The sequence below is a fragment of the Streptomyces sp. A012304 genome, from assembly GCF_026008495.1.
Taxonomy (GTDB): Bacteria; Actinomycetota; Actinomycetes; order Streptomycetales; family Streptomycetaceae; genus Streptomyces.
The window spans coordinates 1-12,986 of the sequence record NZ_BQUN01000058.1 but is presented as its reverse complement, the minus strand read 5'-3'; the positions used below and the strand labels follow the sequence as shown (position 1 = coordinate 12,986).

General features: G+C 74.4%; 12 protein-coding genes. 4 read left to right on the top strand and 8 right to left on the bottom strand.

The features are described 5' to 3' along the window. The first annotated feature begins 86 nt into the window (after positions 1–86). Positions 87–1,967, top strand: a complete 1,881-nt coding sequence (gene uppS, locus ALMP_RS13790) for a polyprenyl diphosphate synthase (RefSeq protein WP_264927495.1) — start codon at positions 87–89, stop codon at positions 1,965–1,967. Here the strand turns inward: uppS and ALMP_RS13785 are convergent. Then, on the bottom strand, positions 1,964–2,458 hold the full coding sequence (locus ALMP_RS13785; RefSeq protein WP_264927493.1) for a hypothetical protein: 495 nt from the start codon (positions 2,456–2,458) through the stop codon (positions 1,964–1,966). The two genes, uppS and ALMP_RS13785, sit on opposite strands and share 4 nt — an antisense overlap. A 143-nt stretch (positions 2,459–2,601) precedes the next feature. Continuing rightward, complete coding sequence (locus ALMP_RS13780) at positions 2,602–2,787, bottom strand: hypothetical protein (RefSeq protein WP_264927491.1); 186 nt, start codon at positions 2,785–2,787, stop codon at positions 2,602–2,604. Positions 2,788–3,228: 441 nt separating this feature from the next. On the opposite strand from ALMP_RS13780, the gene ALMP_RS13775 reads away from it, so the two are divergent. After that, positions 3,229–4,089, top strand: coding sequence for a class II glutamine amidotransferase (locus ALMP_RS13775; protein ID WP_264927544.1), 861 nt, complete (start codon positions 3,229–3,231; stop codon positions 4,087–4,089). A 36-nt stretch (positions 4,090–4,125) separates the two neighbouring features. On the opposite strand, the gene ALMP_RS13770 is transcribed toward ALMP_RS13775, so the two are convergent. Further along, positions 4,126–6,147 (bottom strand): bifunctional serine/threonine-protein kinase/transporter substrate-binding domain-containing protein, encoded by a 2,022-nt coding sequence (locus ALMP_RS13770; protein ID WP_264927489.1) that lies wholly within the window; start codon positions 6,145–6,147, stop codon positions 4,126–4,128. A gap of 209 nt (positions 6,148–6,356) precedes the next feature. On the opposite strand from ALMP_RS13770, the gene ALMP_RS13765 reads away from it, so the two are divergent. After that, positions 6,357–6,779: a DUF6083 domain-containing protein gene (locus tag ALMP_RS13765; RefSeq protein WP_264927488.1), complete on the top strand. Its 423-nt coding sequence runs from the start codon at positions 6,357–6,359 to the stop codon at positions 6,777–6,779. A 349-nt stretch (positions 6,780–7,128) separates the two neighbouring features. Continuing rightward, positions 7,129–8,286, top strand: a complete 1,158-nt coding sequence (locus ALMP_RS13760) for a PP2C family protein-serine/threonine phosphatase (RefSeq protein ID WP_264927487.1) — start codon at positions 7,129–7,131, stop codon at positions 8,284–8,286. Here the strand turns inward: ALMP_RS13760 and ALMP_RS13755 are convergent. From ALMP_RS13755 to ALMP_RS13735, 5 genes are all read right to left on the bottom strand, one after another. Further along, positions 8,181–9,413: an acyltransferase family protein gene (locus ALMP_RS13755; RefSeq protein WP_264927543.1), complete on the bottom strand. Its 1,233-nt coding sequence runs from the start codon at positions 9,411–9,413 to the stop codon at positions 8,181–8,183. The two genes, ALMP_RS13760 and ALMP_RS13755, sit on opposite strands and share 106 nt — an antisense overlap. 163 nt (positions 9,414–9,576) lie before the next feature. Then, positions 9,577–9,747 (bottom strand): DUF5670 family protein, encoded by a 171-nt coding sequence (locus ALMP_RS13750; RefSeq protein WP_264927486.1) that lies wholly within the window; start codon positions 9,745–9,747, stop codon positions 9,577–9,579. Between the two features lie 77 nt (positions 9,748–9,824). Then, positions 9,825–10,709, bottom strand: a complete 885-nt coding sequence (locus ALMP_RS13745) for an SDR family oxidoreductase (protein ID WP_264927485.1) — start codon at positions 10,707–10,709, stop codon at positions 9,825–9,827. A 95-nt stretch (positions 10,710–10,804) separates the two neighbouring features. After that, positions 10,805–12,436 carry an NAD(P)/FAD-dependent oxidoreductase gene (locus tag ALMP_RS13740; protein WP_264927484.1) on the bottom strand — a complete coding sequence of 544 codons (1,632 nt, stop codon included), beginning with the start codon at positions 12,434–12,436 and terminating at the stop codon, positions 10,805–10,807. After that, positions 12,429–12,929 (bottom strand): SRPBCC family protein, encoded by a 501-nt coding sequence (locus ALMP_RS13735; protein ID WP_264927483.1) that lies wholly within the window; start codon positions 12,927–12,929, stop codon positions 12,429–12,431. The genes ALMP_RS13740 and ALMP_RS13735 overlap by 8 nt, the downstream gene beginning before the upstream one ends. Between the last annotated feature and the right edge of the window lie 57 nt (positions 12,930–12,986).

Genomic DNA, 12,986 nt, shown 5'->3' with positions numbered 1-12,986 from the left:
GCCCGGGCCGCGCCGGGCGTCGTCCCGCCCGCTGAACACGCCGGTGCGGGCCGCGTCCGCGACCCGGCTGGGGCATTGTCGTTGTCATGAACGTGCATACGACAGAAGACAGTTCTTCCGGCCACCACGGAACCTCACCGACGGAGCCGCCCCGCCCGGCGGTCGTCGGGAGGGCCGGGCCGCGGGCGGTGACCGGCGAGGATCCCGCGCTGCGGGCCGCGTACCGGCTGTGCCGTCGGCTGACCCGGCGGGAGGACCCCGTGCAGTACGCCCTGATCCAGTTGGTGCCGGGTGCGCTGCGCCCCGCGTGCTGGGCGCTGTGGGCGGCCGCGAACGCCGTCGACGACCTGGCCGACGACCGCGGGGCGACGGCCGATGAGCGGGCCGCGCGTGTGGAGGCGTGGATCACCGGGCTCGACCAGGACCTGGCGGCGGGAGCCGGCACCGATCCCGTGCGGCACGCCCTGGTCGACACGGCGCTGCGCTGGGACCTGGATCTGGGCGGGCTGCGCGGCGCCCTGGAGGTGGTGCGGGACGACACGGCCGGCCGTGTCTTCGCCGACTGGGCGGCCTGGCGGGCCTGGGGGCGGGGCAATCTGCTGCCCTGGTTCGAGCGGGTGCGGGAGTTGTTCGACCGGGCCGGGGTGCCGGTGGCGCTGCGCCTGGACCATCTGGACGGCTACGAGCGGTTCCTGGACGGCTTCCGGCTCACCGACATCCTCACCGATCTGGCCGCCGACCTGGCGCAGGGCGACCTGCTCCTGCCCCGCGAGGCGTTGGAGCGCTTCCCCGGCGCGGAGGAGGACCTGCTGGGGGGCCGCTGGAGCGAGGCCGTGGCCGGGCTGACGGCCGAGCTGACCGCGCTGGGCCGCCGCTGGGTGACGCAGCCGCGTCTGACGCACGGCATGCACCCGGGCCCGGCGACCGTGCTGGACACCATGGCGGGGCTTCTGACCGCCCAGCTGGACGCCGTGGAGGCGGCCGGGCCCACGCTGCTGCGCACCGCGCCCCGCCCGCGCCCCGCCGCGGTCGCCCGCGTCCTCGTCCCGGCCCGGCTGCGCTCGGCGCTGGCCTGGAGGCTCACCCCGCTGACGATCCCCCCGCACCGGCCCCGGGCCGGCGTGCCGCGCGCCACGGCACCCGCCGTCCTCGCCCCGGATTCGCGTCCCTCCACCACCGCGCTGCGCCCGCCGCCGGCGCACCCCAGCGGGATCAGACCTCCGCGCATCCCCGCCGACCGGATGCCCCGCCATGTGGCGATCATCATGGACGGCAACGGACGCTGGGCCGAGCAGCGCGGTCTGCCCCGGCACGCGGGCCACCGGGCGGGCGTCCGCGCCCTGCACGAGACCGTCCACGGCGCCCTGGAGGTCGGCCTGCGCCATCTGACGGTGTACGCCTTCTCCACCGAGAACTGGAAACGCGACAGCGAGGAGGTCGGTGCCCTTCTCCAGGCGATGCGCGAGGAGCTCGACGACGATCCCTACGGTGAGCTGGACGTGCGTCTGCGCTGGGCGGGGAAGCCCGACCGGCTGCCGGCGGACCTCATGGAGGCGCTGCGCCGACGGGAGCACGCCACCCGTACGCGCGGCGGCCTGACGCTGACCGTGTGCGTCGACTACGGGGGCCGCGACGAGATCACCCGGGCCTCCGCCGCGCTCGCCCGGGCCGCCCGGGCCGGCGAGATCGACCCCGACCGGATCGGCGAAGGGGACTTCGCACGCCACCTCCCCGACCCCGACCTGCCGGACGTCGACCTGCTGTGGCGCACCGGCAAGGAGTGGCGCCTGTCCAACTTCCTTCCGTGGCACTCCGCCTACGCCGAGCTGTACTTCACCGACCACGCGTGGCCGGACGTCGAACGGCACCACCTGTGGGAGGCCCTCGTCGCCTACGGCGAACGCCGGCGCCGCCTCGGGGCCGCGTCCCCACCCGGCCGGCCCGCGGCCCGCCCGAGGCAGGGCTAGGTGGAGCCCGGTGCCCCGGGGGCCGGCGCCATGCCGGACATCCGCACGATGTCGCCGCCGACCTTCGGGCGGAACTGCTCGAGGAGCTTCGGCTTGGCGCTGATCACCCAGCGCATGCCGACGAGGTAGGTGCCCTGGTAGACGCCGGCCGTCTCGAGCCAGGTCTCCTTGAACCGCTCCTCGGGGAACGTGGTGATCAGGTAGTCGCCGGAGGCGGTGTGGCAGACGCCTTCGCGGAGTTCGTCGGCCTCGACGCGGATCTTGGCCGTGCAACCCGTCAGGCCGGCGAGGACCTCGACCTTCGCGGGGGCCACCACCTGGGCCTGCTGGGCCGAGACGGTCGGTGTCCTCGACGGCTTGCCCTGCGCGGCGGTCTCGTCACCGCCGCCGCAGGCGGAGGTGAGGGGCAGGAGGGCCAGGCTGCCGACGACCGCGGCGCCGCGGGCCACACGGACGACGGACAGGGCTGATCGCGGTTGCGGCTGGGGCACGTCGCTCGCTTTCGGATTCCGGGCGGGTGCCGCCCCCGTGGGCGGACAGTTCTACGCCGTGGAGTACGGGCGAGGCCCGCCGGTTGTTCACCGCCCGGGGCGAAGGGCGGTGAACTCCGGGCGGCGCGCAGCGGGCGCGGCGTTCACAGGAGTCCGGAAGGGCGGTTGCCGTCGGGCAGGAGGCGGTGGGGCGGCAGACCGGTGGCGAGCGGGGTCTGGATGAGCTGCGCCAGGTCGCGCTGTATGCGTTCCGCCTCACTGCGGACCTGGGCAGGCACGTCACCGCGTTCGGCGATGAGGCGTTGGTAGATCGGGGTGGGGCTGAACACGTGGGGAACCGCTTTCGTACTGGAGGAGTGGTGCCGCGCAGTCGATGGTAGCGACCTGCTCGTACGCGCCTTCCCCCGAGAGCGGATTGACGGCCCGCGACCCGCCGCGCGCGCCTGCTGTCGACGGCCCCGCGACCGACCCCGCTCCCGCCCGCCGTTGACTGGCGCGGCCGCGCGCCGCCCTTGCCCTGGCGGTGAGTTGGGGCGGTCGTGGCGGGCGGTCGGGCCGTCAGTCGGCGGTGGCCTCCCACGGGCGCGGCCCGGCGGCCGGAGAACGGACAGCCACCGAAAGGCGTTACCGGCGGTATCCCGTGGGTCGGGCCGGCCGGAGCGCTGTGGCGCGAGCGGGTCCGGATGCCCGGTTCGCCCGGCGTCGCGATACTGGAGTGAGCCCAGCAAGGTGCTCCCGGCCCGCCCCGGCCGGGGAGGGAGGGCGTGACCATGTGCCGCTGGATCGCCTATTCGGGTACGCCGGTGCTGCTCAGCCAGGTCCTGTTCAAGCCGCAGCATTCGCTGATCGATCAGAGCCTGCACTCCCGTATGGGTGTCGAGACGACCAACGGCGACGGGTTCGGCGTCGGGTGGTACACCCGCGAGGCGGAGACTCCGGCGGTCCTGCGGGACGTGGGTCCGGCGTGGAACAACCGCAATCTGCGGGAGATCTCCGACCATGTCCGCTCGGGGCTGTTCTTCGCCCACATCAGGGCCTCGACGGGCACGGCGGTGCAGCAGACCAACTGCCACCCGTTCCGCCACGGCCGGTGGATGTGGATGCACAACGGGGCGGTCGCCGACTTCCGCCTGCTGCGGCGCGACCTCGCCCTCGCCGTCGACGCGCGGCTCTACCCCGCCATCGAGGGTTCCACCGACTCGGAGCTGATGTTCTTCCTCGCCCTCACCTTCGGCCTCACCGAGGATCCGCCCCGGGCCGTGGCCCGGATGGCCGGCCTGATCGAGGCGACGGGGGACGCGCACGGGGTCCGGCACCCGCTGCAGATGACGGTCGCGGTGGCCGACGGCGAACGGGTGTGGGCCTTCCGCTACTCCAGCGAGGGCGCCTCACGGTCGCTGTACTACAGCAGCGAGGTGGAGTCCCTGCGGGCCCTGCACCCCGATGTCGCCTTCCTTCGCGAGGTCTCCGACGAGACCCGCATGGTGGTGTCGGAGCCCCTGGGCGACCTGCCCGGCGCCTGGAACGAGGTGCCGGAGAACAGCTACGGCGTCGTCGAGCCCGGCAGGGACTTCCTGCGCCCCTTCACCCCCGACTTCACCGACGCGGCGCACCTGGTCGGCCATCGCTGACCGCTCCCCGAGGGCGGCTGCCCAAAGCGGGCGGCGCTACCGGCCGCCGTTGACCACCGCTCGGGTCACCGCGCCGTCCTGGAGGTTCCACTTCTTCAGGATCCTGGTGTACTCGCCGCTCGCGATGAGACGGTCGAGGGCCTCGCGTACGGCGTCGCGCAGGGCGGTGTCGGTCTTGGCGACGGCTATGCCGTAGGGCACCGGGTCGAGTTGCTCGCCGACGAGTTCCAGGGCGGCACCGCCCTGGTCGGGGGCGACGGTGTGGGCCGCGACCGGGAAGTCGTCGAGGCAGGCCGCGGAGAGGCCTTTCGTGACGTCGTCGTAGACCTGGGCCGGGGACCCGAACCCCCTGACGTCCACCCCGCCGGAACCGTTCCGACCGAGTGCGGACAGGTATGCGTGCGCCGCCGATCCGTTCAGGGCCGCGACCTTCCTGCCCCGCAGGTTTTCGGGGGTCTTGAGGCCCTCCGGGTTTCCCTTGGGGACGACGATGGCCAGACCGGCGTCGAGGTAGTCGAACATGTCGACGCCGCTGCCCGTCAGGACGCCGTCCGCGCGCCCCTCCTGCCGGTCCCGGGTGTCGGCCATCGCCGACATGACCAGGTCGAAACGGCCCGCGTTCAGACCGGTCAGCAGGGTGTCGAAGGTGGCGTTGCGGAAATCGAAGCGGACGCCGAGCAGTCGGCCGAGGGCGTTGCCGAGATCGATGTCGGCGCCGACCGGCGTGCCGTCGCGGAGGAACTCCATGGGCGCGTAGGCGACGTCCGATCCGACCACCACGACGCCCTTGTCGCGGATCTCCTGCGGCAGGCGGGCGGCGAGCGTGCCGGCGGCCGGGGCGCCGGTGGCTCCGGTGCCCTGCGCGGCACCCGTGCCGGATCCGCCCCCGGCCGCGCCGCCCCCGCTCCCGCCGTTGCCATTGCCGTCGCTGTCGGGCAGCAGGGCCCAGGTCAGGGCGCCGCCGCCCGCGAGGGTACCGACGGCGGAGAGCGCGGCCAGAACCCGGCGTCTGCTCGGCCCCGACGGACGGGAGGTGCCCGCCGGACCCTGGTGCCGGGGGACGGTGGCGGGGAACGGCGGCAAGGGGGTCGTGCTCACCGCGGTCGCGTCGGGCACGTCGGCGGTCGCGGCGGCCGGGGGCCCCGGCGGGACCGTGTGGGCGGAGCGGGGGTCGGCGAGGCGCGCGGACAGCCGGCGCAGCCGGACGTCGAGAGGTTCGGGGAGCCAGTCGCCGTAGGGGCCGGGAGGGCCGAGCCGGGCGATGAGTTCGGACAGGGCGGGCCGCCGGTCGGGGTCCTTCGCCAGGCAGGAGGCCGCCAACGCGCGGAGGTCGTCGGGGAGTTCACCGAGCCGTGGCTCCTCGTGGACGGTGCGGTACATCAGGACCTGCGGATCGGCACTGCCGTACGGGCCGGTGCCCGTGGCCGCGAAGACGACGACGCCGCCGAGGGCGAACACGTCCGCCGCGCCCGTCACCTTGGGGCCGGTCATGGTGAGTTGCTCGGGTGCCATGAATCCCGGGCTGCCGAGGGCGGTGCCGGTCGTGGTCAGCGCGGTGTCCGCCGCGGAGTAGGCGATGCCGAAGTCGATGACGCGCGGGCCCTCGGTGGTCAGCAGGATGTTCGACGGCTTGAGGTCACGGTGGACCAGGCCCTGGGCATGGACCGCCGTCAGGGCGTGCAGCAGACCCGCCGTCAGGGGCCGGACCACATGTGCGGGCAGCGGCCCGCAGTCGAGCACCGCGTCGGTCAGGGACACGCCCGGCACGTAGTCGGTCGCCATCCAGGGCATGTCGTCGTGCGGTGCGGCGTCGACGACGGCGGCCACGAACGGGCCGCCGACCCGTCCGGCGGCGGCCACCTCACGGGCGAAACGCGTCCGGAACCCACGGTCGTCGGCGAGTTCCGCCCGCGCGGTCTTCACCGCGACCGTCCGGCCGTCCACCGCGCGGCCGAGGTAGACGCGCCCCATGCCGCCGCCCCCGAGCAGCCCGATGATCCGGAACGGGCCGATCTGCGTCGGATCGTCCTTGCCCAGCGGTCGCACCGATACCCCCATCCGTGCCGTGATCCTCCGGGGCAGTATTCCGCACCCGGCCCGGCCCGCCGTGGGGGTGTGTGCGGCGGGCCTCAGGCCGTGACCGGTGGGCCGGCGGGGGCGGCGGCGGTCCGGTGGTGTCTCGGCTGGTGTGCCGGGTCCGTGGGGTCCCACCGGTTGCGGCCTGAAGACGGCGTGCGTGGGGCCCCGGTCGTGGGCACGCTCCTGCCATGGGGGCTGTCGACAGGGGGCCGCGCCGTTTGCGCGAGGGCCGCACGTACGCGTGCCCGTACTGCGGGCTGCCGCAGGACCGGGTGCTGACGTCGGAACACGACTGGGTGCTGCTGGAGCCGGGGGTGGACGTGCTCGCCCACCTGGTGCCCGCCGAGCATCGGTGGATCGTGTTGTCGGACGGCCGGGTGACGGTGTACGGGGTGTGTCCGCCGGTCGCCTCGCAGCGCTGCCGGATCGAGCACCGGCTGACCTGCGCGGCGCAGCCGTTGCCGGACCTGTGGCCGTGGCTGACGGCGATGCGCGGCGAGAACGCGCGCCGGGCGCGGCGGGCCGACGGCGAACCCGACCCGGGGCCGGGCCGGGGCCCGCGCCGGGGTCCGGGCGGCCTGCCCGACGTCGGCTTCCCCGACGCCGGATAGCGTGGCTCCCCGTCGGGGCGGCGGACCCGCGTCCGGCCGTCGCACTCCCCCGGTCGGTTCCCGGCGGCCTGGCCGTAGGGCACCAGCCTGACCGGGCCGACCGGGCCGTGTCCTGCCGGGCGGCGGTGGCGAAGACGGCAGGTCGATCGTCGTGCGGCAGCGGCCGATGCCCGCCGGGAGGAACATGCCTTGAATCGTTTCAACCAACTCGGACGCCGGAACGGTGGACCTGGCTCTCGATCGTGGTCAAGACGTGGCGGGCGAACCTCGTGGGACTGTCGGACCATTGGGGTGGAGGGCACCCGTCCACGGGCGGGTCCGCCGAGAGGCGCACGAGCGGGAGGCACCGGTGGGCATCCCGGGCATCCGCAGGGACACGGACCGGCTGTCGCTGGTCGACGGCCGGGACGGGTCGGCCCCGGCGCTGCGCTGGTCCGTGGTGGTGTCCTGGCTCGCCGCCCTCACCGTGATCCTCGCGGTGACCGGTGTCTTCCTGGACCGGGAGTCCCGGCTGGCCCCCTTCCTCGTCGTGCTCCCCGCGCTGATCGCCGGGCGAGGGACCGTGCGGCAGACCGCCGTCGCCTCCGTCTGGGTGACGCTCATGATCATCGGGTCGCTCTTCGACCGGGCGGAGGACAGCGTCGGCGCCGGCGCGGCGACCGTCGTGTTCGCGCTGGTCTTCAACGGCCTCAGCGTGGCACGGGCCGCCCAGCGGGTGCGCAGCGAGGGCGAGATCGCCCGGCTGCGTTCGGCGGCGGCCGCCCTGCAACGCCAGCTGCTGCGGCCGTTCCCGCTGATGACGGACCAGCTGCTGGTGCACGGCCTCTACCAGCCGGTGGAGGAGGACAGCCGGGTGGGCGGCGACGTCTACGAGGTCGTGGCCTCCCCGTACGGCACCCGGGTCTTCATCGCCGATGTGCAGGGCAAGGGCCTGCCCGCCATCAGCGCGGCCTTCGCGGTGCTCAGCGCCTTCCGCGAGGCGGCCGTGGCCGAGCCGACGCTCACCGGCATCGTGGACGCTCTGGAGGAGGCGGTGCTGCGGCACAACTCCTTCGCGGCGCAGGCCGGGGAGAGCGAGCGCTTCGTGACCGCGCTGGTCCTCGGCGTCGACTCAGGGGTGGAGGTCCAGGCGATCAACTGCGGGCATGTGGCGCCCCTGCTGCTGCACGGCGACACCACCGGGCCGGTGCTCAGGCGCGAGCCGTGCGTGCCGCTGGGCCTGGACGCCCTGGCCCCCGAGCCGCGCACGGTCGAGTGGTTCGCCTTCCCGCACGGCAGCACGCTCCTGCTGTGCACGGACGGCGTCACCGAGGCCCGCGATCCGTCCGGCGCGTTCTACCCCCTGGAGGAGCGGGCCTCGGCCTGGTCCGACGTCCTCGCCGGTGACGTACCGGCCGCCGTCTACCGTGACCTGCGGCGCCACGCGGCGGGCACGCCCGGTGACGACACCGCCCTGATGGTGCTACGCAGACGGCTCGGCGACGGCGACGGCCCCGTCCGCGTATGAGGCGCGCGGCCCCTCGGTGTCCGGACCGCGCCGCCGCGGAACGCCCAGTCCATCGACGGTTCCACCACAGGGCGGAAGAGCCGGCGTACCGGTGATGTGCACAGCAGCGTCACGACCGCCGCGGCGGCGACGGTGACGGCCGGCGCGCCGAGCGGCCGGTGCACCCAGTCCGGCTCGTACCAGCCGGCCGGTCCGGCCGCCTGCTGGACGAAGCCGTGCAGCAGATAGCCGTAGAGCGTGCCGGTGCCCAGGACGGTGAACCAGGTACGCCGGCCGGGCACCCAGGCCAGGAAGCAGGCGACCAGGGCGACGGAGCAGCCGAAGGTCGCCAGGGTCATCACCGGGCCCGACCAGGCGGGCGCGCCGAGCTGTTCGGCGCTGTCGTCGTGGAAGAACCAGGCGTAGTCCATGCGCGGCACCGCCCAGTAGGCCACCGCCAGGGCGGCGGCCAGGACCGGCACCGCCAGGACGCGGGCCGCACGCCGGCGCACCAGCCGGAAGTGCTCCGGCGTCAGGCACAGGCCCAGCACGAAGTACGGCAGGAACTGGAGGACCCGTTGCAGGGCGAGGTCCTTGCCGATGGCGGGCGACAGCGTCGCCAGCATCGCGACGCCGAGCGCGACGGGGACCGGCCATCGGACGAGCTTCCACACCGGGGCGGTCAGCCGCCAGATGAACAGCGCCGCCAGGAACCAGGTCAGGTACAGCGGGTCCAGCAGGCTGATCGGACGGTCCGGGGCGTCGTCGGTCCATCTCGTGTACAGGGTGTACGCCACCTCGAAGACGACGAACGGCACGGCCACGCCGGTGATCAGGCGCCGGATGTGCCGTGGCTCGGCGGCGAAGGCGCGTGAGAAGTAGCCGGAGACGACGATGAAGGCCGGCATGTGGAAGGCGTAGACGAAGGTGTAGAGCGCCGTGACCGTGCGACTGCCGGACCGCAGGGGCTCCCAGGCGTGGCCGACGGCGACCAGCACGATGGCGAGGTACTTGGCGTTGTCGAAGAACGCGTCCCTCGCCTTCGGGGAGTGCGGCGAGGGTCCTTCCCGGGTGAGCGGACGCGGCGAGGCACCGCCCGAGGACGGTGCCCGCGTCGCGCGCTCCGCTGGTTCAGCGTGCGCTGCGATGTCGCTCGCCTGTGTCTTTTCTGTCTTTTCTATGGCTTCTGCGGTTTCTGCCTGTTGCGACGCGGACAGACCCGAACACCTCACGATGCGTTTGCGGTCGGAAAGAGCGGCCCAGTGCTCCGCACACCGTAGTGACCCGCTTTCCGACTCACAAACGCGACCTCTACCAGCGGTACCAGCGGGCCCGGCGTCCCGGACCGCCCGCCGGGTGCAGGAAGAAGCCCAGCACCCACACGGCCAGCACGATGAGCGCGATCCACCACAGGGCCTCTACGGCGAAACCCACTCCGAACAGGAACACGGCCAGGAGAAGAACCAGAATCAGGGGCACCATTTCCATCGACCTCCTACTCCCCGAATTCCCCCTTGCACACTGAGCAGTCGCGAGACTTTCGAGGTTTCTTCACGGATTCAGGGCCGGCGGGCGCGGGCGGCGTCGCTGTCGGCGCGTCCGCCGCCGCCGAGCGGACCTGTGGACCGGAGGGCCTCCTCGGCCTCCAGGCGGGGCAGCTCGCGCCGGCACACCCGCAGCACCAGCGGGGGCAGCGCGGCCCGCGTCACCTGGGCGAGGCGCAGCCAGGCGGGTACGTACACGGCGGTGCGGCGGGTTTCCACGGCCCGTGCGAGCCGCTCCGCGACGAGGTCGGCCGGGTGGACCCGCCGGGCGGGTCCCGGCATGTGGGTGCGCAGCTCGCGCAGGACCACATGGCGGTCGGCGTCGCGGATCATGTCGGTGTCGGTCCAGCTCATGTAGGCGATGCCGACCGCGACGCCCCGGTGGGCCACCTCGGCGCGCAGCGCGTGGGCGAAGGCCTCCACACCGGCCTTGGAGGCGCAGTAGGCGCTCATCATCGGCGCGGCGCCGATCGACGCGAGGGAGGCGATCTGGAGGTAGTAGCCCGCCGTCTCCTGGAGGTCGGGCAGGAAGGCGCGGGCGGTGAGCGCGCTGCCGACGAGGTTGACCTCGACGATTCGGCGCCAGGTGCCCATGTCCGCCACGGCGAGGGGGCCGCCCTCGGCGATGCCCGCGTTGGCGACGACGGCCGAGGGCGGGCCCAGCCCGCCACGGACCTGTTCGGCCACGCGCTCCAGGGCCGCCGCGTCGGTGACGTCCACCTCGACGGCCAGGGCCGGGGTGGGCAGGGCCGCGGCCACCGTCTCCAGTGCGGGTCCCTCGTGCCCGAGCAGCGCCAGTCGCGCGCCGCGCCGGGCGAGCGCCCGTGCCTGGGCGGCGCCGAGGCCACGGGCGGCACCGGTCACGACGACCGTGCGGCCGCGCAGAGGGCTGTCGGCCATGACCCGTCTCCTTCGACTGCCGACGCGTCGCCGCGTCCCGGTGAGCGGCCCCCGCCCGGCCGGCCCGCGACCGCGGCTCCCCCCTGCTTCGGTCGTCACCGCCGCGGTGGGGCTTTGTCCCCGGTGCGGTCGCGGTGGATGAGCGCTCGTTGGACGCGGGTCAGGCCCGGCGGGCGGTGGCGGTGCAGGGCCGCGCGGGCGGCGTTGGCGCCCGGGGCTCCGTGGACGCCGCCGCCGGGGTGGGCGCCGGCGGACGCGAGGAACAGTCCGCGCACCGGCGTCTCCGGCCGCCCGGTGCCGGGCACGGGCCGGAAGACGAGCTGCTGGTGCAGGGACGCCGTGCCGCCGTTGATGGCGCCGCCGCTCAGATTGCCGTCGAGCGACTGGAGCGTGGGCGGGCCCAGGACGCGGCGGGCGCGGACCAGCGCGCGGAAACCCGGTGCGAACCGCTCCACCTGCCGTTCCACCCGGTCGGCCATCACCTCCTGCTCCTTCGGGTCCCAGGAGCCGGTGAGGCCCTCGTCGCCGGCGTCGGAGGTGACGCGCTGCGGCACGTGGGTGTAGGCCCACGCCGACTCGGTGCCCTGGGGCGAGCGGGTGGCGTCCGCCGTGGTCATCTGGCCGAACAGGGCGAACGGACGGTCGGGGACCTGCCGCATGGCGATCTGCGCCGCGAAACGGGTGAGCTCGTCGACGCCGTCGGCCAGATGGACGGTGCCGGCCCGCGCGGCCTGCTCCGTCCGCCAGGGCACGGGGCCGTCGAGGGCCCAGTCGACCTTGAAGGTGGCGAAGTCCCAGTGGAAGCGTTCCAGGTCCGCCAGCAGTTGCGCGGGCACGTGCTCGGGCTCGACCAGCTCGCCGTACAGGGCGGGCACGGACACGTCGGCGAGCACGGCCCGGCGCGCGGCGACCGTCTCGCCGTCGTCGGTGCGCACGCCCACGGCCCGGCCGCCGCGGACGACGATCCGGCCGACGCGGTGCCCGCAGCGCAGGACGCCGCCGCGGGAGCGCAGCCGGCGCACGAGGGCATCGGTGAGGGCGCCCGCACCGCCGACGGGCACGGGGAAGCCGTACGTCTGTCCGAGCATCGACATCAGCCAGCCGAAGCCGCCGCTGCCCGCGGCCTCCGGGGCGAGGTCGGCGTGCAGGGCGTTGCCGGCCAGCAGGAGCCTGCCGCCCTCGCCGCCGAACTCCTCCTCCCCCATACGCCGCACCGGCAGCACGAGGGTGCGCGCCAGCCGCAGCCCGCCGGCGGCCCGCAGCCGGACGGCGAGCCGTGCCGTGGCCTTGAGCGGCGGGAAGGGCGTGAACAGGGCGTCGAGGATGTCGGTGTGCAGGCGTTGCCAGACCTCGTGCAGGCGCCGCCACGCCGCCCCGTCCCCGGGGCTGAAGGCGTCGAGGGAGTCCGCGGTGACGTCGATGCTGCGGTCGAGGACCGCGCAGCGGCCGTCGCTCAGCGGATGCGCCAGGACCCGGGGGGCGTGGCTCCAGCGCAGGCCGTGCTCGTGCAGGCGCAGCGCGGACAGCACCGGGGAGGCGGCGGCGAGGGGGTAGAACGAGCTGAAGAGGTCGTTGACGAAGTCGGGGTGGACGCCCCGGTCGTGGCGGACCGCTCCACCGGGTTCGGGCTGTTCCTCCAGGACCTCCACGCTCCAGCCCGCGTCGGCGAGCACGTTGGCCGCCACCAGTCCGTTGGGCCCGGCCCCGATCACCACCGCGTCAGGCATGCCTGGCTCCCGACCCCGACGCCGGGCCCGGGGCCCGCTCGCCGGGATCGCCGTCGGCTCCGGCTTCCGCCTCGCACACCTTGGCGAGGCGGGCGAGCATGGCCCGGTGGCGGATCTGGATCAGTGTCTCCACGGCCACGTTGTGCAGCGCGCCGCCGGCGCCGCGCAGCGGATGCTCGTCCACGATCACCAGGCAGTGCTCGCCCCAGGGGCGCAGTTCGATGGCGATCCTGGCCGTGCCCAGCGCGCCCGCCCGGGCCTCGAGCTCCAGGGCGGTGCCCTCGTCGCAGCGCCGTACGACCGTCTCGTTGTTCAGGGACATGGGTCCGACGCGGACCTCGTAGGCGATCGTCGCGCCCACCTGGGGCCACTCTCCACGCAGGGGCCGGGACTGCGAGGTGCCCACCACCCAGTCCGCGTACCGGTGACCGTCCGCCAGGACGGACCACACCGTCCACGGGCTCGTCATGATCAGACGATGCCGAACCGCCACAGCAACCTCCCGTGCTCGCCGCTTCGCCGCTGGCACCCCGCCAAGTGCCCATTTCCC